Source organism: Vibrio glycogenivorans (assembly GCF_051660965.1).
Lineage (GTDB): Bacteria > Pseudomonadota > Gammaproteobacteria > Enterobacterales > Vibrionaceae > Vibrio.
Genome location: NZ_JBPVIS010000018.1, coordinates 21,818 through 48,815 on the forward strand (window position 1 = coordinate 21,818; position 26,998 = coordinate 48,815).

Sequence of the window (26,998 nt, forward strand, 5' to 3'; positions counted from 1 at the left end):
CACTAGTATAACTATAGGACGAGGCAACCAAATTTCGAGGTAACTATGAAGGGACTCATATCCACGCTAGCAATCGCACTCACAACCTACAGCACCACGACTATCGCTGAAGAGGTCAATTACTATGTGATTGCTGAGCAAGCCAGACCATTTCAAATCGAGCAACAGGGGGATAAGCACTCTGGTATTGTCACCGATATTGTCCAAGCGATATTCGATAGCTCTGACTACCAACTCAATTATCACACCTATCCATTTAAGCGCATGATTTCGTTGCTTGAAGCAGGAGGAGAACAAAACTGGCTAACCTACGGCAGTCCGAACTGGGGCAAGGCGCAGTCAGAAAACCTCTCAGAGCTGCCTGTTTACACTGTAAAACATGTGTTGGTTTCAAGTGGTGAGTCGTCGTTTAAATTCGCTGATATTGAGACGCTGCGAGGACGGTCTATAGTGCTGCTGCATGGCTTTGACTATCCCAACCTCACCCCACTATTTAATGATGGCGTGATAAATGAGATGCGAGTAAAAGACTACCAAGCCGCGTATCGCGTCCTCAACAGAACGCCAGATGACACGGCTTTCGTCGAGATGGAATCGCGTGTGGTGTACAACATTGATCGCCTGCAACTCAACCGAGAAGATTTTCTTATCCAGCCGTTTAACAGTGTGATACCGGATTACTCGATCTACTTAGCGTTCTCACCAGGGATGGATCCTGAGCTGCAGCAGTACATCAATCAGCGGCTGGCGGAGCTCAAGCAAAGTGGCGCAATCGAATCAATTATAGACAAATACATATAACTGGGGTGATGAAGCAAAATGATAAGTCACCAGGAATCACCGTAACCATATCTTGAGATTGGTTAGGTATAAAAACATTAGGGTAGCCACATAAAGCTACCCTATTAGACTGGCTAGGTCGAGATTAGTGGATCAAGCCGAGCTCTCGCGCCTCTTCCATACTCAACCCGCTTTCGCGGATCTCACGCAAGACCTCAATCCGGCGCCTCGCCTCCGCGCATTTGATGGTTTTATCTGGTTTAACTAGTGTTTCTTCTTCTGGTAATTCCCATTTGTGAGCAATGTTTGTCATTTCATCATGGTCGATAGAATTTATGGACATAGTTTCCTCCCGCAATAACCATGTTGGGACAACTAATCTTTATCAAAGCCGTGTTACGCTGTTAAGGATTTTTCTCCCTTTCTGTGATAGCGATAATGGTTCATTACATCTGTTGATAACCCAGTCAATATTGCTTTGCGTTGGACGAAAACAACCAGTACAGTGTGAGGTTCAGCCTTACATTATCACCCGATACTTGCCTTAGTTATTTCTCGCAAATTCTATTGCTACCCTACCCTTGAGCAACCCAGTCCAAAGCGTCTTGTCTGGAACGATGATCAAGGTCCAATCACCAGTGACTCGACCGTGTCATAACCCAAGTATATACCCAGGCAAACAAAGGTGCAGATAGACCCTGTATAACTGGCGATTCGACACAGCAATAAGACAAGCATCACGTAAAGCAAATGAGATGTTTTCCAGCTCCCGTCACCTATTGGGCAAGATGGCATCAATGATGGCAAACACAATAAGCTAGGTGATGGATTAAGTGTGGAAGCATGATCAAGGCAAGGCATTCGATAGAAGTAAAATCGATTGCGCTAAAAAAGAAAAAGCGAGTTCAAAGAACTCGCCAAAAAAATAAGTATGTAAAAAATATGAGCCAATCTAATTGATTCTAAAGACGATATACTCATCGAATCGACTTTCATCTTAGGTAGACAGGCTGATGGCTTTGTCAAAAGTGTGTTAGATAACCTGCAGCCAATGTCAACAAACCGTTAGGTTGCAATCTCATCGAGCGCACGGAAGACATTTTCGTCCAGGTGCCCCTCAAAAACCTGCTTACACACCTTACGCCGCACTGCTAGGCCGGCAATCAAGCGCTCAATGGTTAGGTGCTTCACATCATTTTGCTTGTTATACAGCTCAACCACTTGGCTCAATGTTTCGTAAGGCAGGACCTCATCTTTGACCTTCAACCAATCAAGCTTCTCTATGAGCCCCTGACACTCCTCTTTGATCGAGGAAGGGGAATGTCCAGTCATGGCCGATAGAGCCGCGATACTGCGTTCTAGGGCCTCCTGAGAGGTATATTTGGTCAGAGTAATGGTGATTTCATCAGCATTAATCTCTACCAGGTGTTTACGCTGCTTGACGCGGCGACCTAGCTTACCCTTTGATGGCCCTGTTTTGCGCTTGATCGGCTCAAACTCACCATCAATCACTCTAGAGAGCTCATCGAGCTGCTGCTTGCTGACCATCTCATTACGCAGCGGATTGGGCAGAGTCGGCGCCATATTACGCTTGCCAGCATTGGTTGTGCGGGCACGGCAGTAACGTAACACCTCTTCGACATCGCACTTGATGTCGACTTGATAATCGATTGTTTTGCCCTTCTCGAGGATTGCTTCAATGGTCAGATGGTAGCCCCATAGATTCACCACAAAAAGATCGTCACTCCCCTTACCCTTGGAGAGTTTTTTCAGCTCACGGATCAGATCCATTGAGAAGCGGCGCCATTCAATATTACGCGCAAGCTTTTGATTAAGTTCAGAAAGCAGCATAGTATCGGTGTGACGACGCGACATGCGACTACGGAAGTAGGAGTAAAGCTGAAACACTAGCGTGTGTTGACGCAGGATCTCTGGCGGGAAAAGGAAGAAATAATCGCGTGTCATCAATTCATCGTAGAACGACGGCTCCCACACCAAGATATACAGGTTCGGCTTGATACGGATCTCGCCCTCTGCGTTTTCCGTTGGGGCCTCTTCTGATGCCGTAATGGTTCTAGCAAGGAAGCGAAAGCGATCACTTTTGAATCCCTCAGGCATATTCTCACTGAGCCAGCGGCCTGTCAGCTCATGGAGCTGAAAGTCAGTAAACTCGATTCGATCGATACTGTCACGAATCGCGTCGCGCGCCGGACCACTGTCTTTTTTGCCGCGTAGTGACAAAATATCAGTGATGTACAGCGGCGTTTTGTTTGGCGCTGCGACACCATGCAATTGGTAAGCCTCACGATGATGATCGTGATATTGGACCGTCAGGGTAAACAGGGCAAAAAGCGTCATCAGATCATCGACGGTCATGATATTTTTTGACGATCGAGTCTCGATCACTGCGCGCGTTCCCGAGATCGAAACCATCGACTTTTGGTAACTTTTACGCGTTCTTGGTGGCGCAAGCGCTTGATCAATGATCCCTGCCCAATTCGTCGGTGAGACAACGAATTGATCCGCCTCATCCTTCATCGATGGCGGGGTATTCAGCCCATGCTCGGTGAGCAAGCGGCGGTTAACCTGATTCTGAGCTAAGGCTTTTGAACGCTTTTGGCGCTCATTTTGCTTACTAGATTCAGTCATTAAGCTCGTACTGCCGAGCGCCGAAATCAGTAGATTGGGATTGACGAAACGGTGGAGCATGGTTTTACCAGCAAGCCCTTCTTCAAACTTGACTCGATGTTGAGTAAACAAACCAATACTGACCGCGGATCTTAGCCGTTGTTGAATGGCCGCCCGCGTTAAAGCACCCTCAGTTGCATCAATCAACTCGGTTGTTGATACGTAACCGTCCTTGCTGCGTAATCCCTGAAGCGCAATGAGATTCAATAATTCGACAATACTTTTCGTCACGCCTTTGAAGTGAGGATACTGCTCGATCCATTCGATCGACGATTCAGAAACTTGGAATAGGTGTCCGCCTTTGTGAGATCTTGGCAGTTTGATCAGTATTTTTTCTTCGTTACTCATTGGTATTGGGTGTTCTTTTGCCGTAACTTCGCCATAGTTCCGAAAGAATAAAGAAAAAAAGATCATAAATAAAGAAAAAATTTGTTTTATTTTAAACTGATCTTTTGATTTATTCTGATCTAGATTGATATATATGATCTTATGATCTGGGTTGAATTTTTCGCATAAGGTGCTGAAATTAAAAAACTTTAATTCACACCACTCCGAAACAATGATCAAGTAGAGTCCGCAAGCGTGATCAAGTTGGCATTGAAACTATGATCATCAAAATACCAAAGCATGATCATGAGTGTAATGGAAAGATGATCATTGGAAATTCGAAACGATGATCATCGAACACTAACAGGTTATCCACAGGTCTTGGTTTGAATTGCACCGCATCAAGTTGTTCATTGTACATTGTTTGAACCAATTCTGTGGATCAGCAGTGACAATGTTGCCAATTTTATTCCGAAAGCATGATCAAGAATGCAATTATCAGCGCTGTGATTGGCTATTACCTTAATCGATTTGGCGATGTTGCTGTGGCGATTGCCATCCGGTAGTTCTCTTAAAGTGTCGAAACGATGATCAAGTAAGTGAGCCGATCGGGTGATTGCGACACTGTTTATCCAATTTACCGATAAAATTAGTCGGTTTGGTGATTAAACCTAATGTTCATCGGCATTTGGCCGTAAGTTTGCCAAGATTAATCATGCTTCCGGATAGTCATTACTCTTGATCATTGATCCGGATTAAGATCGACTAACCTGGATCAGACATAGCGCTAAACAGGCAGCGAACATACCTTGATCATTGTTCCCTATTCAGCAGATTGGATCGGAAGCATGATCAAGACTCATGCTTGATCATGCTTCCTGTTTTGAAGGAAGTAGTGGTATTCATTGCTTTCAACCCTCAACACGCTTTTCATTATGTACAACCCATATAGAATTTATGGTCTGTCCGACTTGTTCAGGGTTGAAATGACATAAGCCGTAACTATTGGCTGATTTCGAATCGTTCCGAGAAAAAAAGCGGTAATTACGTTTACATTGTAAATTGGTGACACGGTAACACTTAAAATTTGAATAGATTAATTGCCCTTATTAGCCACAAAATCGAGCTGTAGAAATGGACAAATTGATTAATTGTTCATCATTAAATTGCTGATACATTAAATTAATGTGATTTACACCACAAACATATCGTACACCTTTTAATTGAAGTTATTGTTATTCGCTGTACAATAGCAAGGAGATAATCTAACGGAAGCTTTGGTGATGAAACGAGAACAAACCATTGAGAATTTGTATGATCTTGCTGAGCGCACTCAGCAGGTTCAATCCGACCGCATTGAAATCGTATTAGAAGAGCGCAGTGATGAACATTTTCCACCAATGTCAAAGGCGTTGATGGAAACTCGCTCTGGATTAACGCGTCGTAAACTGGATGATGCAATCAATAAGCTTGAATCAGAGGGCCATCAGTTCACAAAGAACAATGCGAATCACTATTCGATCTCTTTGAATGAAGCGCATATGTTGATGGACGCTGCTGGTATTCCAAAGTTTCATGAACGTAAGCAAAACCAAGACAACAAGCCTTGGATTATTAACGTTCAGAACCAAAAGGGTGGCACAGGCAAGTCAATGACCGCGGTCCATCTGGCAGCGTGTATGGCACTTAATCTTGATAAGCGCTACCGCATCTGTCTTATCGATTTAGACCCTCAGGGCTCATTGCGTCTGTTCCTTAACCCGCAAGTTAGCGTTGCTGAGCACGATAACATCTACTCTGCGGTTGATATCATGCTCGACAATGTGCCGGAAGGCGTCGAAGTCAACCAAGATTTTTTGCGCAAATCAGTGTTGTTACCAACACAATATCCTAACTTAAAGACAGTCTCAGCCTTTCCGGAAGATGCCATGTTCAACGCTGAAGCGTGGCAAAACTTGTCGGAAAACCAATCTTTGGACATCGTTAAGCTGCTCAAAGAGAAATTAATCGACAAAATTGCTGATGACTTCGATTTAATTATGATTGATACCGGTCCACACGTTGATCCCTTGGTATGGAATGCGATGTACGCATCAAATGCACTGCTGATCCCATGTGCGGCCAAGCGATTAGACTGGGCAGCAACGGTCAACTTCTTCCAACACCTTCCAACGGTTTATGAGATGTTCCCAGACGATTGGAAGGGCTTGGAGTTTGTCCGCCTGATGCCAACCATGTTTGAAGATGATAATAAAAAGCAGGTTTCCGTCCTGACAGAAATGAATTACCTATTGGCTGATCAGGTGATGATGGCCACCATTCCGCGTAGCCGAGCGTTCGAAACCTGTGCTGATACGTACAGCACGGTCTTCGATTTAACCATCGCAGACTTTGAAGGGGGCAAGAAAACCCTCCATACTGCACAAGATGCGGTGCAGAAGAGCGCACTTGAACTTGAGCGCGTTCTGCACAGTAACTGGTCTTCACTGAACAAGGGGTAACATAATAAATGGCAATCAAAACTTCAGATCTCAACGCCAAACTGTTCGGTAAAGCGAACAAACGTCGTGCTACCACACCACAGGAAGCACAAGCCGCTGCCAAGGAGCAAGCGCAGGTTATTGAGCTGTCTGTTGCTGGAGAAGAGCTGATCTCGTTTGAGTTGGTTCGTATCCCAGCAGACTGCGTCGAAGAACAAACGGTTGTTTTTGCCGATAATGCGCGCGAGCAGTCGTTTCTTAACGAGCATGCACTGTCGGATGTACTAACGACACTGCGTGAGCGTGGTCAACAGTATCCAGCGGTCGGTCGTCGTAATGCTGATGGACTTATCGAGGTTCTCGATGGTAGCCGCCGTCGAATGTCGTGTATCTTGGCAGAAAAAGAGTTCTTGGTTTACGTTGCTGAAGGTATCAACGAACACCACGCAAAGTTCCTTTCAGACGTCGCTAACGCCCACAAGCCTCTCTCTCTTTATGAGAAAGGTAAAGAGATGTTGGCAAAGCTTGAAAGTGGCGAAGCGGAAGACCAAAAGGCGCTAGCGAAGATCTTCCAATGCAGTGAAGCTTTGGTTAGTGGCGCGCTCAAGGCTGCGGATTTGCCGCTTGAATTATTGCAGGCCTATCCAAATGTTGCCGAGCTTGGACGTCCGACAATCGTTAAGCTGCATAAGCAGTATAATGAGCTCACCAAGGAGCAGCAGGCTGAGTTGGTAGATAAGTGTCACCTTGACGGTACGCTCGTTTGGCAGCGCAGTGATGCACAAGGCGTCGCTCGATTAACCAAAGAGGTGTCGGAGACGATTGAGGGCTGGATTGCACAAATGAATCCGACCCAAAAGCCGGTCGCTAAGAAAGTCGATTTGGTTAAAGGTCGGGTTTCTTATTCGCGCAAAGGTGGCAATGTGGCACTCAACATGAAGAAGGTTGATGATGAGACGCTAAACGAAATCTTGGCGTTTATTGAAAGCAAATTCTAATTTATCCGTTGTTAGAAATGAAAAGCCGCGCAAGCGGCTTTTTTTGTGTCTGTCATCAGGTAAAATCTCTAACAAGTTTACTATTTGATGGCGGTTTCTATGCACGCAACTCACGCTTGGCTTCGTTCAATGGCCTTGCAGCTACAACAGCTTAATGCTCGTCAAGGCCTCGTTCTGCACGGCTCCCGCGATTGGCAGCATCACTTCATCAGTGCACTTAAGGCTGAGTATGAACAGTGCCGAGTCGCCTGGCTGGGTAATTCTTCTGCCGAAGGAGGGATAGGCTTCAAGAAGGGTGCGCAGCTTCTAGGTCAAGAGTTGGATATTTTGGTGGTTGAGCTAGACGGTGGGTTTGATGCCAATAGTTTTACTGCCGCATTAGGCGCTATTGTTGGTGGGGGTGTATTGATTGTTCTCCCTTACCAAGCGAAGCTGACAGAGTCTGATTACGCATCGCAGTGGTTGGATGATTGCCTTGCACAGTTGCTGCAGGTCGAGCAGGGCAGGGAGCTTCCAGAACTTAACCTTCATTTACCCGAGTCGTTGGATGTCCCCTTCGCCGATCAGCAACTCGCGATTGAGAACATTGTCCGTGTTATCGAGGGCCACCGAAAACGTCCTTTGGTCATTACTGCAGATCGGGGAAGAGGGAAAAGTAGTGCACTTGGCATCGCAACCGCAAGTTTAATCAGTCGTCGTTCACTGCGTGTCGCGGTGACTGCGCCACAATCGAGTAGTGTTGAGCCTGTATTCTCTCATGCCGCGCAACGTCTTCCGGATGCAACGAGGCTCAAGAATAAGTTGGTTTGTGCCCACAGCTCAATCGAGTTTATTGCCCCGGATGCCCTGCTGCGCAGCGAAGCAGATTATGATTTGGTTTTGGTTGATGAAGCCGCGGCGCTGCCTCTGCCGATCTTGCAAGCCATGGTTGAGCGATTTCATCGTTTGGTGTTCTCGAGCACCATTCACGGCTATGAAGGCTCTGGACGCGGCTTCACGCTCAAGTTCCTCAACTGGTTAAAACAGCACAGACCAAACAGCCGTCATCAACACTTATCCCAACCCATCCGTTGGCGCCAAGGCGATCCATTAGAAGCATGGTCATTTTCGAGTTTTTTGCTTGATGCAGAGCTTGAGCCCTTTGAACCTGTGGCGATAGAACCTGACTGTGAGCAGTTTTCTTTGCTAAGCAAGTCGGTGCTACGCACAGATAAGTCGTTACTGCGTCAATCATTCGCTTTGCTTGTCAGTGCGCATTACCAGACATCGCCCAATGATTTGTTCTCGTTTCTAGCAGACCCTCGCAGTCATCTTTATTGCCTGATGACTGAGGGGCGTGTTGCTGGCTGTATTCTTACCGTAGAGGAGGGTCGGCTTGAGGAAGAGATGATTGAGGCCATCGCTTTGGGTAAGCGACGTCCAGCGGGTCAACTTGCCGTGACCAGCATGATCAATCATTTGGGGTGCTTACAAGCGGGGAAGGCTTCAAGTCAGCGCATTATGCGAATTGCTATCGATCCTTCATTGCAGGGCAGGGGGCTTGGAAGTACGATGCTGCAAAGATTGACTCAACAGCACATCGGTGAGTTTATCTCGACCAGTTTCGCTATGAGCGAGGAGCTGGTGAGCTTTTGGAAACGCAATGGCTTTGTCCCGCTCAAGCTGGGTCACCAGCGCGATGCCTCTAGTGGTTGCTATTCATTACTCATGGTCAGTGGCAGCGCGGATTATACCAACCTAGAGTCGCACTTCCGTCGGCAATTACCTCATTGGTTAAGCGGGCGTGCTGAGGAACTCTCAGCCGAGCTGATCGCGCAGCTCATCGACAGGCAGGGTCAACGAGTCAATGCACAAGATATCGAACATTTGACGCGTTATGCTCAGGGAGGAAGCAGCCTCGAGAGCGTGCGCCCAATTTTGTACGATATTCTATTACGGCTTTCGGCCAGAGACCTAACCACTTGCTCGGAGCTACTACTCAAGACCGTTGTCTGTCAGATGCCGATGACGGAGGCTTGTCGCCGTTTTGCTCTTGCTGGCAAGAAGCAGTTTGAGCAACAACTTCGCCTTGCGACAGGTGAGCTGATTACTCAGCTGAGTCAATCGAATCCTATCTAGCGGTAATATGTTTACAGTGTAAATTCAATTTACACTGTAAACGGCATCACTATTGAGTGTTTACACTGTAAATCAGATTAGGGTAAAGTTTGCCGTTTAACAGTACAGACAGTTAGATTCAGTGACCCGTCACAGATTTTTTTGTTATTTGGCTGTATGTCCTTCAATTAAAACATTATTATTTGAAAATCAAAACATTACCCTTTAGAACGTATGTGGACAGGTTTACTAAATTGGTCGGATGATGGCGCCGCAGTCATTGCTCAACTTCCAGAGGACAATTCTGGAATGGGGCATGGGTTTGGCCGACATGGCTTAGTCGAAGCGCTGGCTGAACTTGGGGCGTCCAGCCTGCAGATTGATGAGAAAGCGGTCAAGCGGTTTGTAAGCCACGCCAAAGAAGCGACGGACGAAGCGCGTAGCGGTATGAGTGTGGCTGAGCGTACCAATGCGACGCTTGAATTGCATCTCAGTGAGGACCGGCAGGTTGCCAGTCTTACGGTTACTGGCGCTTATGGCGGTAACAGTTTAGAGCCGGATCAGATCATCAATGCGATTCAAGCTGCTGGCGTGACCAAAGGGATTAACAAGCGTGCCCTCAAGAGAGCGCTGCTTAAGAGCACTATTTTACCGCCTGGTGAAGAGCTGACAATTCCATTCGCTCAAGGACGTTTGCCTGTGGATGGTAAGGACGCTCAGTTTATTCCACTGTTCACTAAGAATCGCTCATCAGTGCCGGACAATGATTCTTTGAGTAAGATTGATATGCTGGATCGTGGCAAAACCCTGACTGTACGCAAGGGACAACCCCTTATGCGTCGTGAGCCGCCGACCAACGGCCGTCCGGGTATCACGGTACTTGGCGAGTTAATCCCATCAAAGCCGGGTAAAGATACCCCTTTCCAAGCGGCAAAAGGGGCGGCACCGAGCGCTTCACAACCCAATATCTTAGTTGCTACTCAGGCCGGACTTCCAATCACTAAGCCAACGTCCGTGGTCGTGGATGATGTGCTCCACCTCCAGGCGATTGGCGTCGAATCAGGTCACATTAAGTTTCATGGCAGCGTGATCGTGTCCGGCGATATTGAGTCGGACATGCGGGTTGATATCGGCGGCAAGTTGATTGTTGGTGGTTTTATTGAATCCGCGCATGTCGAGGCTGGCAATGATGTGATTGTTGCCAAGGGGATCATTGGTCACAATGTCTCTGAGGGGGATAAGAAAACCTGTTACGTTCGCAGTGGTGGCAATATTACCGCTCACTATGCGCAGTACAGTCGAGTGTTGGCTAAGCAAGATATTAAGCTCAAGATTCACTGCCTTAACTGTGAAGTGAATACCGGACGAGACCTGTTTGTGATGGATAACGCACGTCGCAAGGGAACGTTGGGTGGTGGCAGTGTCGAGGTGGGTGGCAAGCTTGTATGCGTCAGCCTAGGGGTAGAGGGCAATACTCCAACTTCCGTTGTTGCCTTCGCCGATTACCACCAGCTGCGACAGCGCGCTGAAGAGCTCAAACAAGAGTATCGTGATGCGCAAGAGCAGACGATGGAAGTGATACGTAAAGAGATTGCCTTTAAGAAGCGTGCTAAGTCAGAGCGGACCGCGGAAGCTGAGCAGAACCTGATGAATTTTAAACAGCAGGTGGATGCAAACTTGGTTAAAGCCAAGGATGCAATAGAATTACACCAAATGGATTTTGAGGAGCGTCTGGCACGCAATACCATTGAGGTGACCGCGAAAGTGTTTCCTCACGTGACGCTGCAGCTAGGTGATGAGCGCATGACGGTGTCTAAGGAGCATTCGGCGAGTTTGTTTGCTTTTGACCAGTACGAGATTAAGCGTAGCGCTTTGGTTGAATAGACGGTCAGTTGTTATAGTCTAATGACAGAAACTTAAAACGCCCTTAAGTGGGCGTTTTTTGTTGTTGTGGTTTTACTTTTTGTTGCCGTTCTTAGCGCAGTCTTTCCAGTACTGAATACGAATGCGATGCAACTGAGCTCTTCTCATTTTTTTCATCGTTTCCTCCTGAAACCTAATTGGCGCAATACTCTTTTGTCGCGCCCCAATATTATTTACAGATCGAATTTAATCGTTCCTAGCCATACTTTCTACGATAGAACTCACAATATAGTAATAACTTAGCGGGTTTTCTCGAAAACTTTTCGATGAATTTGGAGCGTTATCGCAGTCTGTGTAATGTCATCATTACCTGCTTGGTTGACAGTTCTGTGACAGAAACACGACAGAAACATGATCAATGAAGAAACTGTCGCGTGGGTAATACAGTCGGCATGGTGCTGGCAGCCAGGCCGGATTCACATGTATTGCGTCGAATCTAGCTCAACGATTTACAGTGTAAACAAACAATGATTGGGGTAGGTCGGTAGCGAAGGGAAGTGAGGAGAAGGGTATCGAGTTCAAAGCTAAGGAGAATCGAGAGGCGATACTTGCCTCCCGATACATTGCATTAAAGGCATGCTAGCAAATCATTCGCTGTCATCACCACCGATGAATCCCCCAGTTTGATGGGCCCACAAATGCGCATAGATCCCACCCTGGTCAATCAATTGTTGATGCGTACCCTGTTCAACGATTTGCCCTTGGTCGAGCACAATCAGCCGATCCATTGCGGCGATAGTTGAGAGACGGTGCGCGATAGCGATAACGGTTTTCCCCTCCATTAATTGATTGAGGCTTTCTTGAATCGCCGCTTCAACTTCAGAATCAAGTGCAGAGGTTGCCTCATCTAAAACTAGAATTGGCGCGTCTTTGAGTAACACCCTGGATATAGCGATGCGTTGTCGTTGTCCGCCAGAAAGTTTAACCCCTCGCTCACCGACTTGGGCATCAAATCCGACATTACCAAACGGGTCGGTGAGCGTACGAATAAACTCATCTGCATGCGCTTGTTCGGTAGCACGGCGAAGGTCATTCTCGGTCGCATTCGGGTTGCTGTAGAGGATGTTGTCTCGAATCGAGCGATGAAGCAGTGAGGTGTCTTGTGTGACCATGCCGATATTGGCACGCAGCGAGTCTTGAGTTACATGGTCGATTGCTTGGCCATCGATTGAGATACTTCCAGACTCGACATCATGAAAGCGCAGCAGTAGGTTGACTAGGGTCGATTTACCTGCCCCAGAGCGACCAACTAGTCCGACTTTCTCACCGGGTTTAATATCTAAGTTGAGATTGCTGATCACGCCCTTTTTCTCACCGTAGTGGAAGCTGACGTTATCGAACTTGATACCACCACTTGCGACGTTGATTGGCTGGGCATTGGGTTTGTCTTCGATGTCGATAGGCTTTGACAGTGTCTTCATACCATCGACGACTGTGCCCATGTTTTCAAATAGGGCACCGACTTCCCACATGATCCACATCGACATCCCATTGATTCGCAGTGCGAGTGCGATCGCAATGGCAATTGCACCGACGCTGATCGAATCCGCCATCCATAGGTAGATGGAGATGGCACCAATGCAAAATACCAACAGGTAGTTAGTAATTTGAACCGCGACGTCGAAGCCGGTAACCAAACGCATCTGGCGATAGACCGTATCCAAAAAACCACGCATCCCAGTTTCTGCGTATTGTGTTTCTCGGTCGGTGTGCGAGAAGAGTTTTACTGTCGCGATATTGGTGTAGCTGTCAACGATACGTCCGGTCATGGTTGAACGCGCGTCGGCTTGCTCGGTCGCGACTTGTTTGAGTCGTGGCACAAAGAACACCTGAATCGCGATGTAGGCCAAAAGCCAGGCTAACATTGGTAGCATCAGTCGCCAGTCCGCTTGTGCGAGCAGTACCACGATAGCGGTAAAATAGACGCTGACATAGACAAACACATCCATGGTCTTCATGACCGTTTCGCGTACCGCTAGGGAGGTCTGCATTACCTTGGTCGCTACGCGTCCAGCAAAGTCATCTTGGTAGAAGGTGACACTCTGTTTAAGTAGGTAACGGTGAGCGAGCCAACGAATAGACATTGGGTAGTTGCCTAGCAGTGATTGATGAACCAACAAAGAATAGACGACGACAAGCAGTGGCATCACGACCAGCAGCAATAGGCCATACCCCATCAGCTGTGATTGGTTATCTGCCCAAAAGGTGGTTGGGTCACTGTTAGAGAGCCAATCGACTAAGTTTCCCATTGCGCCAAATAGCGCGACTTCGACGATGGCGACAATTGTCGACATCAGTGACATGATGATCAAAGGAACTTCAAAACCACGCGTGTAGTGACGGCAAAAGGCAAAAATGCCTTTTGGGGGTGGCTCAGGCGAGTCAGAAGGAAAGGGTTTGGTGAAACCTTCGAATATCTTAAACATACAGCTTCCTAAAGCGTCAGTGACCAAAATGGACGAGTGACAAAAAAGAGGGTGAGAGCGAGTTAGCGGAAGAAAAAATAGAAAAGCGCAAAACCCGCGTTCGATATATTCATAATATACCCATGCGTACCAAGACCCAACGAGTTGACGACCCGGCAAAGCAAATTTTCCCATGTGCTAGCCGCAAAGACCAAATGCGCGAGTGGAGTGTGTTCCCCATAGCCAGAGCTTTTGATTTAACACTGGCCCGGTGTCCACACTACGGGCGTTGAATTGCTTAGGTATATGTTATTATCAGCCGTGATTCCCAATTACGGCAGAAAACAGGGCAACTATTATGGCGAGCAGCGAGATAATAAGCAGGATCGAAGCGTGCAAAACACTAGAGCAGGTGTTTGATCTGTTTGAGCTCGACTATGACGCTGCATTTGTTGCCGAGTACCGAATACCACTATTTAAGCGCTTCAACGGCTATTTGATGCTACAAAAGCCGCAGGATTGGTTTGCCGCCCGTCGAGTACTGCGAACGGCGTATTGCAAGATCCAACGTGGTCGACTCGACCCTCACACCCGCTCAGCTTGTCGTGGCTGCACTTAGTGTTTACGTCGCTGAGTGTTATTTTGAGTGCCCAGCACTCTAATTTACATTGTAAAACCCCCAGCGACTTTTATTGCTCTACTTATTAAGCTTTGATTCAAACTGTTGATGGATGTATTGCCTGATCAACTCTTTTCGCGCGGGCAATTCGCGGTGGTACTTATGGATCAGAGACAGAGGCAGTTTTACGTTGGCTTTTGGCTGGAAGACGTGCAGCTGATCTTTGAACGAACAATTGTCCACTGCTGTTTGTGCGAGGATAGTAAAGCCTAGGCCTTTTGCTACTGGAATAAGAATCTGATGGATCTGATTAATATATCCCGAGCGCGTAAATCGGCTGGCATCGAGTGATTCTAATTCGGGCTCTGCACACTGAGCGCAATAGAGATTAAGATAACGCTCAGCATCGGGATGGCCAATCAATCCCAGCTGATCCAGCGTGGAAAAGTTGAGCTCCTCTTGCGCATAGTGTTTTGGCAATACAAGACACAGCTCTTCATTACCCAATTGGGAGACACTGTACAGCTCTGGGTGGTCAATACTGGTCACAATACCAAAGTCGGTTTTACCTTGCTCAACACTGCTGAGAATGCTCGCATTCGGTGCGGCTTCAAGTGTTAACTGAAGCTGGCGGTGTGACTGTTGCAGTTCAAGCAGCTTGGGGTAGAGATACAGCGCAATGGCTCCTGAGCAGCTAATATGACACTCTCCAATGTGGGGAGAGTCTAACTGCATCGCCTCAGAAAGTTGGTGCTCTTGCTGCTCAAGTTGGCAGGCATAGTGATACATAAGCTGGCCTTGCTCGGTCAACTCAAAGCGTTTCTGATAGCGAGTTAATAGGCTATGGCCACAAGCCTGTTCGAGCTTACGAATGTGCTGGCTGACACCGGGTTGGGTCATAAACAGTTTTTCGGCGGTTTGAGTAAAGTGGCCGACCTCAACCAGAGTTTTAAAGGTCGCAAGCCAAGTGCGATTGAGCATAGGGAAATTTTCACCAGCGACTAAAACAAAGAGTATAACGCCAAGTCGGAGAGAAACCTAAATTCGGGCTGCGAGATGGGGGAGGGAAGTTCTCTTAGTTGCGAGGTGATGAAGCAAAAGAAGGAGCCATTGGCTCCTTCGGTTTAATTGCATATATCAGACTGTATGGGAATCAACTATTGATTGACGGTTTGGCCAACCTTATTGAACACAAAGCGCCAGATAAACAGCACTGCGGCAATGTAACTCAGACCAACGCCCAGCGCTTGCCATTGCATGCCGTGATACATCGCCAGTGGCATCAGTGAGATGATGAAGATATCGGTGATTGAGCCCGGTACATAAGCGATGGCGTAATCATCTAGTACTTTGCTGCGCATGTTCGGATCAACAATGCGTAAAAGTGCGATACCCATAGCGACTGTACCGGTTAGCCAGCCCCATGAGAAGATGCCTTTTTCAAACCAGTCATCACCAAGAATGCGCGGTGCTACCCAAAGCACCAGCCACAGGGTAAACAGCACGCCACCAAAAGCCAGCACAATCATAGGCGCAAGATAGTTGGCCAAAACGGTAATTTGAATCGAAGAGATACCAAAGATGATCAGGTAATCGGTGCTGATCCCAGCGCCATGTTTGAACGCGCCGTCGCAGAGGTAATCCGATGCCTTAGTTTGCTTGGCAATAATGCGCACAAACATACCGCCCAAGAAGCCGGTTACAAAGGTTGGGATCTGAACTTTGTCGTGGAAAGAAGACAAATAGCCAGCTGCGACATAAGAAAATGCCGTCACCACGACAATCAAGGCTGCGTGAATGGCAAAGGTATCAACCGACAACGATGACGTGGTGTCTTTCATAACAGACTGCTGCTGTGAGGGCTTGATAAGGCCCTTACGTTCATAGTCGTCCATTTTAGCAAAACTGGTAAATGTCGAGATCCAGCCTAGTTTGAGAGCGATTTGCAGGATCAGCATGCCGATGCCGATCGAGAGGAAAATCCCAACCGTGGCAAAGGTCAGGCTGATTGAAAACGCATCTTCCCAACCCAGAGAGTTAAAGATATCACCGACTACGGCGGAGGTGCCGTGACCTCCCATAAAGCCTGCAGACATGGTGACACCAAGGCCTGCGCTGATTTCCGGCCAGAAGAGTGAGGTGATCAGCCAGCCAAACATCGCGGCAAACAACCACTGCGAAACCGATGCGATTTGGTTAAAGGCCCATAGAGACCCGGCGCGCTGGGCGACTATCTTTGGGGATGGGACATCGGTTGCAAGGCCAAGTGCTGAGAAAAGAGCCGCAGTTAGGATACCCGCATTGGCTGTAAACGTATCGGACCAAGGCAGCAGGTTGGCGGCAGCCGGACCTAGCGCTAGGCCAATCAGGCCTGCCAATACGGCTGATGGGATATAGATCTTTTGCAATAGTGTTATCTTGACGCGCAGAATCTTGGCGATAATGAGTAGGCCGCCTGCAATGGCAAGATCAGATAGCATTAAACCCTGAGGCATAATATCTCCTATTGTTTGTTTAACGCTCAGCGTTAAGGTGAACAGTCCCCAGGTAATCAGTGGTACCTTCCCTGGGACCCGAAACAAACAACAAGAGTGTAAAAGAGCAGGCTACAACTGATAGAAATGTCTTGTTTTTTTCGATTTCAGTGTAGGCAGTTAGCGTTAGATAAAAGTGTCTAAATGCGTCAATTTGCGCTTAAAGTTAGCTAATTGCAGCTAAATGTTTTTATATGTCGTTTGTTCGTTTTGTCAGGTTACTGTGAAAAAGGCGGCTATTGTACAGATATGAGCCGATTGTGGCAAATTGTAACCAAACGGGTCAGTTTTAATCTTCAAAGGTATTGAGAACCACTTGATTACGCCCCAGCCCCTTCGCCTGACACAGGGCTTTATCCGCCCGGTTGATGGTTGTTTGCTGACTATCACGTATTTGGGAGATACCGATACTTATCTGACACTCGACCAAGGTCGATTCCGCCTCCACTCGCGCTTGCTCAACCGCGAGCCTTAAAAGCTCGCACTGCTCATAGGCATTGGCCTCGTCACAGGCGCGAAATAAAATGCAGAACTGTCCTCCACCATAGCGGGCTAAACATAATGCATTGGGCTTGGTAAAGCAGGTTTGCAGTAGCTTAGCGATATGAGCAATGACCTTATCACCAACAAGGTGGCCGTGAGTGGCGTTAATCTGTTTGAGTTGGTCAATATCAAGAAGCGCAAAGTAGATTTGAGCTTGACCCAGGTGTTGGTTGATTTGGGCCCGGATAGTTTGCTTGTTCTCAAGTTGAGTCAGTGCATCTTTGTTGGTGACTTTCGCCTTAAGCAGTGCGCGGTTAAGCGCCATTGCACAGTAACTTTGTACCATGTTAAGCAAGACTTTGGGCGCGGGCAGTCGAGTTTGCAGATAGATGACCCCGGAAAGTCCCTTGTCACCACGGAGCGGGATCACATAATGCCCTCGACGAAGGTTGAGAGTTTTGGCAAGCGGATCTTTGCGCTGTCGCCGAGAATAAGTTACGGGCTGCTGACTGAGCTGTTCGCCGAGCACCCTATCGACAAGGACAGTATGTCGATTGCCATGGTAGTCAATGGTTTGAAACTGTTGTGATTCAGTGTCAAACAGACACAAGGAGACACCGGAGTGATAGGTAAAGCGGTCAAAAAGGGATTTGACCGCCCCCTTAAACTGATTTAACTCTTGGTACTGAGCGATGTGCTCCAGTGCATCAGTCAGTTGCTTAGCGAGGTACTGATAGAGCAAGATAACGACGCACAGCAAAGATAAGATCATCAGCGCCCACGGCAGCAGGTTATTGCTCATTAGTTGGTCTTTTTGACCCGATAATAATACCCAACCATTGTGATCATCGATATACCAGTCTCCCACTTTGAGCGCAGTCGGGTGGAAATCAAGCGAGTTACGCGTCTCACCATCGAGCGAGAGTAGCGTTTGCACATCCGCATCATCGCTATCAAATGAGGTGCCAACGAGATCCATATTGGGATGGATAATAATGGTGGCGGTGTGTTTTTCTACCACAAACAATGAATCGGATGCCATCGGCTTTAACGCATTGAGTCTTGCTGCTAAGTAACGTAAGTCAAACTCGATCCAGAAACTCTGTTGATTGGACGAATCACCATCGCGCAACGCGAACACCCAAGTGCCTGATGCGGTTTGGTACGCCGATGAGACCCAAAATTGTTCAGAGATATCTTCTACTTGGTGCCATCTAAGATTGCTATCGAGCATGGCATATTGGGTATTGGTAGCAAGTGACAGGTAGCGCTCCTGACGGGCGTCAACCAAGATGATGTCATTGAATGCGATATTCTTTTTTAAAGCGGTCGTGGCGAGTTGCAGGTGGGTCGGCTCACGGCTTGCCTGCTCGAGCAGGCGAAGCTTACTCATCGCATTGTTCAATTGGGCTGCCAATACCTCATGAGCAATCTGTAAATTCCGTTGTGATTGCTTGTCGCGCTGCTCTTGTTGTTGGGCGAGTTGGGCTGCGCCAGTTGTAAACAAACCCACGCAAAGCAAAATCACTAGTACTGGTATGATTCTTATCAAAAACTTAGGTAAAGCCATCCGTTGCTCTAATCCAGTTGTTAATAGAAGAGTTATTACTGCATGACCAATATGTTAACGACTTCGCGCTTTTTGTTCAATGCAAAATAAGGCTCGGATCGTGTAAACAAATTGTACTCAAATACAGGGTGCGGGGTTCGAGGGGCGAGTTTCGAGGGGGTCAACGCACGTGACAAGTTGAACGTGCAATAATTAGATCAATGCTTACTAGTCTTACAAAGGATCCTCGCAGATCAAGTAGTAACAGGAATAAAGCGAGGAGCTTGACACGCGTGGTGTCTACTCGCTCCTCGCACCTCGGAACGCAGTGTAACCCGCCCCTGTTACTTAGCCTTGTAGTGGAAGATCGCGATTGAGCATGGCTCGACCAGGACCTGGCTTTGATCAACGCTGCGGTGTAGTTCGTGTGAGTCGGTATTGCAGATCATTTGCCACTCTTGCTTACGATCTTTAGGTAGGGCAAACCGTGCTGGGGCGTTGGTTTGGTTGATGCAATAGAACAGCTCATCCCCATCTTGGCCAATACCCATATGCATGGACACTGAGCGTAGCTGGTTCCAATCGTCGTGTGACATCTCACCGCCATTGACGCGGCGCCAGTAAACGCGGTTTTGGTTACGGTTGTGGCCACTGAACGCTTGGATAAACGGCACCATATATTTTTGCCTTGCCGCAATCATCTCAGCTAGCCAGTCTTTAAACGCCTTCTTGCGCTCATCTAAGCGCCAATCGAGCCAGCTGATTGGGTTATCTTGGCAATAGGCGTTGTTGTTGCCTTGCTGTGAATGAGAGAGTACATCTGCAGTCAGAATGTGTGGGATACCAAAGGAAAATAACAGGCTGGTCATGAAGTTACGTTTTTGCTTTTCACGCAACTCATTGATGGTGTGATTATCGGTTGGCCCCTCGATGCCGTAGTTTTCTGAACGATTATCACCATGGCCATCGCGGTTATGCTCGCCGTTGGCCTCGTTGTGCTTGTGCTTGTAGGACACCAGATCCTGCATGGTAAACCCATCGTGATAGGTAATGTAGTTCACCGTTAGGTTGTATGGCCAGGTTGAGGCACTGTAGAGGTCGCGTGAGCCCATCAAACGAGTAGCGAACTCCTTCAGATAGCCATGATCACCACGCCAGAAGCTGCGGGTAATATCGCGCAGTTTGTCGTTACATTCGTTCCAACCGAGAGGGAACTGGCCAACTTGATAACCATTTGGACCGATATCCCATGGCTCGGCGATCAATTTGATCTTACTCAGAACCGGATCTTGCGCGACGGCGCGGAAAAACGCGGCATTTGGATTAAATTGATCGCCATTGCGCCCGAGAGTTGCTGCAAGATCAAAGCGGAAACCATCGATCTTATACTCTGTCACCCAGTAGCGTAGGGTATCCATCACTAGGTTGAGTGACGGTTGGTAATCCATATCCACCGTGTTACCACAACCGGTGTAGTTGGTGAAATGGCCGTTATGCATTAGATAGTATCTTGGGTCGAGCGCCTTGAGGTTAAGCACACAGCCACCATCGCCGCCTTCAGCGGTGTGGTTGTACACCACATCCAAGATCACCTCGATACCATTACGGTGCAGCTCGCGCACTGCGGTTTTTAGCTCGGTAACCGCATCTTCGCGTGCAAAACGCGGATCGGGCGCCATAAACACGTAGGGGTTATAGCCCCAGTAGTTGACCTTTTGCAATGGCTCCAAGTGGGGTTCATCGAGACACGCTGCGATTGGCAATAGTTGAATCGTATTGATGTTTTGCGCGCGGTAAAAAGCGAGCATATCCTGGTTGATAAGGCCTAGGTAGGTACCTTGCTCATCGGCTGCGACCAACGGATTGAGCTTGCTTACCCCTTTGGTGTGGGTTTCAAACAGAATCGTCTCTTCACGTGGAATATAGGGGTGATCCGTTCCCTGCCAGTCGAAATCATCATTGATCACGATGCATTTTGGCAGTGAGAAGCTGTTGGTTGAATCGAATGGGCGAGGGTAGAGAACAGGGCCATCGAGCGCCTTGGCGTAGGGATCGGAAATAAAATGCGGTTTGCCTTCGACACGACCAACATAGCCATATCTTTGCCCAGCCTTGACACCTTCAATATACACAGACTGTATACCTCGGCAGTCAGATTCCAGCGGAAAGGTTTGATAGTTGTTGCCGTCACTAAACAGTGCCAGTTTCAAAAAAGGTTGATTGGGTGCGTGGATCGCAAATTGGCATCCTGAGCCATCAAGGGCCGCACCAAGGGTTATTGGTTTTGTGCGTTTATTGTTCATTATTTGGCCGTTATTTCGGACTTGCTTGTGAACTATTAGTAAAAAACTTTGTCGATCCAAATGCAAGTACCACATTTAGATAATAATTTACTCTTTTTTTGTGTCATTTTATCTGTAGCACGTTTTTTCAAAACTTGAACTGTGTAGCACTTTCTTGGTCAACTTGTGATCAGGGCCGCGGCTCCTCCCCCTTAATAGTGTGATCCCATCGAAAATAGAGGCGTACGCCCCGTTTTCTCCTCCTTTCTCATCCCCCCTAAATTAATTAGGGGTGGAGGAAGTCAACCTTATCAGCCCCGCTTATTCTAACAACCGTTGAAACAAAACGGGGAACCCACCAAAGAGTGTGATCCCATCTTATCTCTCTTTTCTGCTGTACCTATTGTGCCTTTTAGGTTGAACAAGAGAGAAAAAGAATAAAAAACCTAAACGGAGTTAATAATGAAAAAAGTAAGTGTAATTGCTGCTGCTGTTGCTGCTTCTCTAGCTGCGGGCTCTGCTTTCGCGGTTGAATTTAATGGTTACATGCGTGCTGGTACAGGTATCAGTGGTAATGGTCAAGGTGACCTATCTGTTAATAAAAATGGTATTGGCCGTCTAGGTAACGAAAGCGACAACTACTACGAGTTCGGTCTAGCTAAGCAACTACAGACAGGCGAGCAAAGCTGGCGTATTGAGTCGATGATTGCTCAAGGTAATGACGGTGCGTCTGGTTGGGAAGACGGCGACTTTAACGTTGCTCAGTTCGCGGTTAAATCGCAGGGTGTGTTGTCGTTTGATAAAGAAGCAACTCTGTGGGCGGGTAAAACTTACTACCAACGTAAAGATATCCACATCACTGACTTCTACTACCTAAACACATCAGGTACCGGTGGTGGTATCGAGAACCTTTCTCTTGGTAACACAAAGCTTTCTCTTGCCCTAATTCAAGACGGCGACCATGACGAGTCAACAGGCTACATCTTTGATGCACGTCTAGCAAACATTGGTCTTTGGAAAGACGCTTCTCTAGAGTTGGCACTAGCATACAACTTTGCGACCGAAAAAGACGATGCGACAGAAGTCGCTGACGATGGCGCACTTGTTACTGGTATCTTGCACCAAGGCTTCAGCGCTGGCTTTAACCAAACCATTCTTCAGGTTGGTACAGGCGGTTACGGCGTACAAGCCGCGAACTTCTGGGGCTCAGGTTCTTACTACGCTCGTGGCACCGAAGCATTCAACGATGCTGTTGGTTCACGCTTAATCAACTGGGGTGTAATTAACCTAGGTCAATCGTGGGAACTAGGTCACCAAGCAGCGCTTCTATCAGGTACTGATATTGGCGGTCAAGACGACGGTAATTACACAGGTCAACAGTTTGATATCAGCCAATTCTCGGTAGTAGCGCGTCCAATGTACAAGTGGAACGACACAATGAGAACCGTGTTTGAAGCAGGCCTAAACGCAGGTGAGCGTATCACTGAAGATGGCTTGGATACTGAAGACTTTGGCAACGCCAAGTTCACAGTTGCTCAATCTTGGGCAATGGGTGATAGCTTCTGGGCACGTCCTGAAATCCGTGTTTACGGCTCTTACATCGTAGATACTGAGAACGAACCGTTCAACGGTGATGACACTGAATACGTGTTCGGTATCCAAGCTGAAGCTTGGTGGTAATCCTAAGATAATTGTCCATATCATTTGATTAACCAGTCGTTATTAGCCGGCAGACTTGCCGGCTATTTTCCTAAATGTTTGAATAAGAGCATTTAGGAAAATAAGGCAGAGGAAGGTTGGTATGCGTTTAAAAGCCCTCGCAATTGCGACATTACTCGGATTGGCCGGTTGCCAGTCTACCGAGATTATTGAGCAGCACAGCACTGCTGGTGCTCAGGTAGTGAGTGAGGTGAGTGAACTACAAGCTCAGCCATTACGTTTGCCAAGTTCAGCGATAGTCAATATTACTTCCAATAGCCAGTCTATCGATATGCTTGGTATCGAAGGGCGAGTCGCCGTATTTGAGCTACCGGCCGATCGCGGTGAGTACACGCTAAATATCACCAGTCGTATCTCTAAGACAGCGTTCGTCCCTCATGCTTTAGTGGTGGATAAACAGGGTCGGATTATTGAGTACTATGGTGCTGATTTGTTTGAGTACCGCAAGCCACGTTTGCATCTTGGAAATCGATTAGAGCTAAAAACGGATTTCTATCCACCACGCGATCTTGAGTCCGTTTTTCTGATTGTTTACACCACCGATAAGGATGTGCAAGGGCATACCGATGTAATCCATCCAGCTCGGTTAGATGCTGAGGCGCGTGGTAATTACTTGCCTGAGGTAGCGGATATTAAAATTCCGAACTCGGCGTATGGTGAGGTTGAGGTGTCCATTGACAAAAGTAGCTTCTTCTCATTCAGCAACTCAGCGGAGTCAGAGGTCAAATCGGTAACGACTCAACCTGAGGTTCTCGCTCAGCCAGAGACGACGAGCTACTATATTCAAGCTATCGAGGCGGCAGTGAACGCAGAAGATATTCCTAAAGCGCTTGCGCTCCTAGATGAAGCAAAGGCACTTAATGTAGAGGGTGCGCAAGAGGCATTTGTTAAAGCAGTAAACAGTAAATAAGCAGTAAACAGTACGAAAGATTTTGGGAAGCTATTATGGCTTCCCTTTTTTTGTTCTGTGATTCTTGCGAGGTGGCTCACGTAGTACTGGGCGTAAGGGTCAGCGTTGCTGACGAGACCGATATCACATCGTACAATGCCAAGGCTGGTCGAGTAGGTTTTGTATCACGGTTATATATCAAAAAGCAGCTTAGACACACCGAAGTTTAAGCGATTAAATAACATAAACCTGTGAATTTACTTGCTGAATCTAAACCAAGACTTGGTAGTCCCCCAAACTGCCTAGCGTTATGAGTCCAATTTTTTCCGACTAACGAATAGTCGGTTTTCATCACAAGAGGTGAGTATGAAACAGTGGGTATTAGGCTGCGCAATTAGCATGGCGTTGATGGGGTGTACGTCGGTAGAGAGAGTCGACTTTAGCTTTGATGGCACTGAGCAAGTAGCACAAAGTTACGCAGACGTAGAGTGGGTTGAGACAATACCGGGCACTTACTTAGACTTCTCGATTGATGAAAATAATCAAATTATGGATCTTGAGGATGGCTTGAGTGCCATCGCTGCTTTTGAAATCGACACTCAGGGCAAAGAGGTTGATCTAGAAATTGTCAGCCTGTTTTCACGAACGGTTTTCTATCCCAATGCCTTATTACTTGATGAGCAAAATCAGGTGGTTAAAACCTTTAATAATGAGGATTTTAAGTACACTCACTCGCATGCGCTTGGCAGCAATCGCTTGGTAGCGGAAACCAAGATCCAACCGATTGGCAATCAAAAGGTCAAGCTGCTGATTTTCACCACGCCAGAACTTATCCAAGGTTCAACCGATACGGTGCACCCAAGTGAGCTAGAGGCAATGGAAAGAGGTGAACAGCAGTCTAGCTCACCGACGCTAGTAAAGGTTCCCCATTCCCCTTACGGCAACATGAGCGTCTATATTAATCTGGCTGAAGCCTCTACCGTGAATGAACCTGTTGTTGTCGGTGGTAGTCAGGCAACCCCTGATCCGGTGATGAGCACGCCTGTTGTGGTCGATAGTGCCGCAAGTGGAGGCCAAACGGTTGCCACCGAAGCGCAGAGAAACTTCTATATCTCAAGTATCGAGAAGGCGGTCGAGGCCGGTATGCTTGATAAAGCCATTGCGCTGCTTGAAGAGGCCAAAGCCTTGAATATCGATGGGGCGCAAGAGGCGTTTATTAAGGCGGTAAATAAACAGTAAACACAGGTTCGAGGTTCGAGGACGGGCATAGCCCTTCGGGGAGCGAGGGCTATCCGCGCGCGAAAAACGCCTCGTACCTCGTAGGGCTATGCCCGCCCCCGCTCCTCGTACCTGTTATTGTATAACCGCTGAGACTGGGGCAATTTGGAGCTCAGTTTTGTCGATACCTAGCAGGGCTTGTTGGGGGGCGGTTAGGTTTATGGCTTTAGTGTGTTGGGATAAATTGACACCGACTAGGACGACGTCTTGTTCTAGTTGGCGGGCGAATACCCAACATTCGGCGTCGCAGTATAGCTCTACTAATGCTCCGCGCTGCAGCGCTGGGTGCGATTGACGAAGCGCAATTAACTGCTTGAACATCGGCAGTAGTGACGATGAGTTGACTCGCTCCCATTCCATACAGCGGCGGTTATCGGGGTCTGCACCGCCTGCCATGCCGATTTCGGTGCCGTAGTATAGGCAGGGTGTACCGACATAGGTAAACAGCAGTGTAGCGGCGATAGTGAGTAATGGCTCACTTTCGCTGATTAGACTGAAAAATCGTGGGGTATCATGGCTGTCGAGTTGATTGAGCTGGGCCAGCTGATTGTCCCATGGTAGTTTAGCTCTCGCCTCTGCCAGCCAGTCGCGAAACTCGAGCATGTTAATCGATATCGGGTCGAGCGCGATATCTTTGTTGGCTAGTAAGGCACGCAGAGGGTGGGCAAAGCCGTAGTAATTCATTGCTCCATCTTCTTGCTCGCCCTGCAACCAACCACTGGCCTCAAAAAAGTGTTCACCGAGTATATAAGTCTCAGGGTTAACCTGTTTGGCAGACTCTCTGAATGCCTTGACGTAATGGGCATTATTCTTCGCCCCTTCCCCTTCTCCAAGCATATGGATCACGTCAAAGCGCCAGCCGTCGATGCGGTAGGGCGCCTTGAGCCAGTGCTTGATAATCGACTCTTCACTTTGGTAGATGATGTCACGCACCGCCGAGTTTTCAAAATTGAGTACCGGCAGGGTGTCAATGCCGTTCCAGCCAATATATTGGTTACTGTCCTCAGCAAAAAAATAGTAGTCACGATAGTCTGATGTTGGGGATTGGTAGGCGCCGATTTGCGGGTGTTGACCTAGTTTATTGAACCAAGGGTGCTCGGTCGAGGTGTGGTTAAACACGGCATCGAGAACAATCTTCATTTTCCGGCCATGGATATCCTCACACAGCTTGGCAAAATCGGCATTGGTTCCCAGATGCGGGGCGATATTGAAGTAGTCGGTGGTGTCGTAGCCGTGGTTGCTGCGCGCGTTAAAGATAGGGTTGAGGTACAGTGCAGTGACACCGAGCTGCTGTAGGTAGTCGAGCTTATCCTCAACACCATAAAGGTCACCGCCATAAAACTCACATCCCCCATTGCCTGAATGGGTCTCGACGGGGGCGCCCCAAGCCTTGCTCACCACACGCTTGGTGCTATCGCCCAAGTCAAACTGGTCATCTCGCACGCTGATCTCAGGTTTAGCATTGTTAAATCTATCGGGAAAAATTTGATAGAACACCTGCTGATGAACCCATGTAGGGGGCTGGTGATCTGGATTGATTTTAAAGTGAGTCTCCAGTCCTGGCATACGCTTACTGACGCCAAGTGCGGAGAGCCAGTATTGCTGGCCTGTGGTCAGGAGTTTGAACACGTAGTTATTAAGTGCGCGATCATGGCGCAGCTCAAATGAACCCTGCCAAAAGCATAGACGGTCGGTTTGTCTGACCAAAGACATAGTCTCGAACTGTTCTTCGTTGTCGGGCTCATGGCGGATCAGCACTTTTTGCCAGTCTTGGCCTCGTTCGGTAACTAGGGTTAGGGTAAGTGTGCGCTCACAAAGCGCCGACCAGTCAGCGCTTTGTGCATGAAAAATAAACGGCAGTGACATCTGTACTCCATTGAAACTGAGTGAACTGCCCTGACTATATCGCCGTGCCAGAGAGAATAATGATTATGGCGATAACTCTGT

General features: G+C 47.8%; 17 protein-coding genes. 9 read left to right on the plus strand and 8 right to left on the minus strand.

The annotated features are described in order from the left end of the window. Nucleotides 1–45: 45 nt before the first annotated feature. A complete protein-coding gene (locus ACSTTG_RS21985; protein ID WP_438476334.1) occupies nucleotides 46–801 on the plus strand; it encodes a substrate-binding periplasmic protein in 756 nt (251 codons plus the stop codon). A 124-nt stretch (nucleotides 802–925) separates the two neighbouring features. Here ACSTTG_RS21985 and ACSTTG_RS21990 read toward each other — a convergent pair whose 3' ends face one another. Continuing rightward, nucleotides 926–1,123, minus strand: a complete 198-nt coding sequence (locus tag ACSTTG_RS21990) for a hypothetical protein (RefSeq protein ID WP_438456727.1) — start codon at nucleotides 1,121–1,123, stop codon at nucleotides 926–928. A gap of 722 nt (nucleotides 1,124–1,845) precedes the next feature. Continuing rightward, on the minus strand, nucleotides 1,846–3,816 hold the full coding sequence (locus tag ACSTTG_RS21995) for a replication initiator protein RctB domain-containing protein (RefSeq protein ID WP_438476335.1): 1,971 nt from the start codon (nucleotides 3,814–3,816) through the stop codon (nucleotides 1,846–1,848). A gap of 1,262 nt (nucleotides 3,817–5,078) precedes the next feature. Between ACSTTG_RS21995 and ACSTTG_RS22000 the strand changes: the two genes are divergently transcribed. From ACSTTG_RS22000 to ACSTTG_RS22015, 4 genes are all read left to right on the plus strand, one after another. Beyond that, the gene (locus ACSTTG_RS22000; protein ID WP_438476336.1) at nucleotides 5,079–6,296 is read left to right on the plus strand and encodes a ParA family protein; all 1,218 of its coding nucleotides are present in this window, start codon (nucleotides 5,079–5,081) and stop codon (nucleotides 6,294–6,296) included. An 8-nt stretch (nucleotides 6,297–6,304) separates the two neighbouring features. Beyond that, on the plus strand, nucleotides 6,305–7,273 hold the full coding sequence (locus ACSTTG_RS22005; RefSeq protein WP_438456724.1) for a ParB/RepB/Spo0J family partition protein: 969 nt from the start codon (nucleotides 6,305–6,307) through the stop codon (nucleotides 7,271–7,273). 99 nt (nucleotides 7,274–7,372) lie between these two features. Continuing rightward, nucleotides 7,373–9,391, plus strand: a complete 2,019-nt coding sequence (locus ACSTTG_RS22010) for a GNAT family N-acetyltransferase (RefSeq protein WP_438476338.1) — start codon at nucleotides 7,373–7,375, stop codon at nucleotides 9,389–9,391. 213 nt (nucleotides 9,392–9,604) lie between these two features. Continuing rightward, nucleotides 9,605–11,254 (plus strand): flagellar assembly protein A, encoded by a 1,650-nt coding sequence (locus ACSTTG_RS22015; RefSeq protein ID WP_438476340.1) that lies wholly within the window; start codon nucleotides 9,605–9,607, stop codon nucleotides 11,252–11,254. Nucleotides 11,255–11,880: 626 nt separating this feature from the next. Here the strand turns inward: ACSTTG_RS22015 and ACSTTG_RS22020 are convergent. Beyond that, entirely contained in the window at nucleotides 11,881–13,719 is a 1,839-nt protein-coding gene (locus tag ACSTTG_RS22020) for an ABC transporter ATP-binding protein (protein WP_438476342.1), read from the minus strand. A gap of 337 nt (nucleotides 13,720–14,056) precedes the next feature. Here ACSTTG_RS22020 and ACSTTG_RS22025 point away from each other — a divergent pair, with 337 nt between their 5' ends. Next, on the plus strand, nucleotides 14,057–14,317 hold the full coding sequence (locus ACSTTG_RS22025) for a nitrogenase-stabilizing/protective protein NifW (protein WP_438476344.1): 261 nt from the start codon (nucleotides 14,057–14,059) through the stop codon (nucleotides 14,315–14,317). A gap of 78 nt (nucleotides 14,318–14,395) precedes the next feature. On the opposite strand, the gene ACSTTG_RS22030 is transcribed toward ACSTTG_RS22025, so the two are convergent. The 4 genes from ACSTTG_RS22030 to glgX all read right to left on the minus strand — a co-directional run bounded on the left by ACSTTG_RS22030 (nucleotide 14,396) and on the right by glgX (nucleotide 21,186). After that, a complete protein-coding gene (locus tag ACSTTG_RS22030; RefSeq protein ID WP_438476346.1) occupies nucleotides 14,396–15,298 on the minus strand; it encodes a LysR family transcriptional regulator in 903 nt (300 codons plus the stop codon). 176 nt (nucleotides 15,299–15,474) lie between these two features. Continuing rightward, on the minus strand, nucleotides 15,475–16,812 hold the full coding sequence (locus tag ACSTTG_RS22035) for a sodium/glutamate symporter (protein WP_438456718.1): 1,338 nt from the start codon (nucleotides 16,810–16,812) through the stop codon (nucleotides 15,475–15,477). A gap of 328 nt (nucleotides 16,813–17,140) precedes the next feature. Continuing rightward, nucleotides 17,141–18,847: a GGDEF domain-containing protein gene (locus ACSTTG_RS22040; RefSeq protein WP_438476348.1), complete on the minus strand. Its 1,707-nt coding sequence runs from the start codon at nucleotides 18,845–18,847 to the stop codon at nucleotides 17,141–17,143. 380 nt (nucleotides 18,848–19,227) lie between these two features. Next, on the minus strand, nucleotides 19,228–21,186 hold the full coding sequence (gene glgX / locus ACSTTG_RS22045) for a glycogen debranching protein GlgX (RefSeq protein WP_438476350.1): 1,959 nt from the start codon (nucleotides 21,184–21,186) through the stop codon (nucleotides 19,228–19,230). A 441-nt stretch (nucleotides 21,187–21,627) separates the two neighbouring features. Here glgX and lamB point away from each other — a divergent pair, with 441 nt between their 5' ends. The 3 genes from lamB to ACSTTG_RS22060 all read left to right on the plus strand — a co-directional run bounded on the left by lamB (nucleotide 21,628) and on the right by ACSTTG_RS22060 (nucleotide 25,012). Next, the gene (gene lamB, locus ACSTTG_RS22050; RefSeq protein ID WP_438476352.1) at nucleotides 21,628–22,845 is read left to right on the plus strand and encodes a maltoporin LamB; all 1,218 of its coding nucleotides are present in this window, start codon (nucleotides 21,628–21,630) and stop codon (nucleotides 22,843–22,845) included. 121 nt (nucleotides 22,846–22,966) lie between these two features. After that, entirely contained in the window at nucleotides 22,967–23,794 is an 828-nt protein-coding gene (locus ACSTTG_RS22055) for a MalM family protein (protein WP_438476354.1), read from the plus strand. A gap of 345 nt (nucleotides 23,795–24,139) precedes the next feature. Then, complete coding sequence (locus tag ACSTTG_RS22060; RefSeq protein ID WP_438456713.1) at nucleotides 24,140–25,012, plus strand: MalM family protein; 873 nt, start codon at nucleotides 24,140–24,142, stop codon at nucleotides 25,010–25,012. 114 nt (nucleotides 25,013–25,126) lie between these two features. Here the strand turns inward: ACSTTG_RS22060 and malZ are convergent, their stop codons facing one another. Beyond that, complete coding sequence (gene malZ, locus ACSTTG_RS22065) at nucleotides 25,127–26,917, minus strand: maltodextrin glucosidase (protein WP_438476356.1); 1,791 nt, start codon at nucleotides 26,915–26,917, stop codon at nucleotides 25,127–25,129. Between the last annotated feature and the right edge of the window lie 81 nt (nucleotides 26,918–26,998).

What these genes read in the sequence shown, in the direction of transcription:
- ACSTTG_RS22025 (WP_438476344.1), top strand. Translation starts at nt 14,057, where the DNA reads ATGGCGAGCAGCGAGATAATAAGCAGGATCGAAGCGTGCAAAACACTA.
- ACSTTG_RS22055 (WP_438476354.1), top strand. Translation starts at nt 22,967, where the DNA reads ATGCGTTTAAAAGCCCTCGCAATTGCGACATTACTCGGATTGGCCGGT.
- ACSTTG_RS22030 (WP_438476346.1), bottom strand. Translation starts at nt 15,298, where the DNA reads ATGCTCAATCGCACTTGGCTTGCGACCTTTAAAACTCTGGTTGAGGTC.
- ACSTTG_RS21985 (WP_438476334.1), top strand. Translation starts at nt 46, where the DNA reads ATGAAGGGACTCATATCCACGCTAGCAATCGCACTCACAACCTACAGC.
- lamB (WP_438476352.1), top strand. Translation starts at nt 21,628, where the DNA reads ATGAAAAAAGTAAGTGTAATTGCTGCTGCTGTTGCTGCTTCTCTAGCT.
- ACSTTG_RS22060 (WP_438456713.1), top strand. Translation starts at nt 24,140, where the DNA reads ATGAAACAGTGGGTATTAGGCTGCGCAATTAGCATGGCGTTGATGGGG.
- ACSTTG_RS22020 (WP_438476342.1), bottom strand. Translation starts at nt 13,719, where the DNA reads ATGTTTAAGATATTCGAAGGTTTCACCAAACCCTTTCCTTCTGACTCG.
- ACSTTG_RS21995 (WP_438476335.1), bottom strand. Translation starts at nt 3,816, where the DNA reads ATGAGTAACGAAGAAAAAATACTGATCAAACTGCCAAGATCTCACAAA.
- malZ (WP_438476356.1), bottom strand. Translation starts at nt 26,917, where the DNA reads ATGTCACTGCCGTTTATTTTTCATGCACAAAGCGCTGACTGGTCGGCG.
- ACSTTG_RS21990 (WP_438456727.1), bottom strand. Translation starts at nt 1,123, where the DNA reads ATGTCCATAAATTCTATCGACCATGATGAAATGACAAACATTGCTCAC.
- ACSTTG_RS22015 (WP_438476340.1), top strand. Translation starts at nt 9,605, where the DNA reads ATGTGGACAGGTTTACTAAATTGGTCGGATGATGGCGCCGCAGTCATT.
- ACSTTG_RS22035 (WP_438456718.1), bottom strand. Translation starts at nt 16,812, where the DNA reads ATGCCTCAGGGTTTAATGCTATCTGATCTTGCCATTGCAGGCGGCCTA.
- ACSTTG_RS22005 (WP_438456724.1), top strand. Translation starts at nt 6,305, where the DNA reads ATGGCAATCAAAACTTCAGATCTCAACGCCAAACTGTTCGGTAAAGCG.
- ACSTTG_RS22010 (WP_438476338.1), top strand. Translation starts at nt 7,373, where the DNA reads ATGCACGCAACTCACGCTTGGCTTCGTTCAATGGCCTTGCAGCTACAA.
- ACSTTG_RS22000 (WP_438476336.1), top strand. Translation starts at nt 5,079, where the DNA reads ATGAAACGAGAACAAACCATTGAGAATTTGTATGATCTTGCTGAGCGC.
- glgX (WP_438476350.1), bottom strand. Translation starts at nt 21,186, where the DNA reads ATGAACAATAAACGCACAAAACCAATAACCCTTGGTGCGGCCCTTGAT.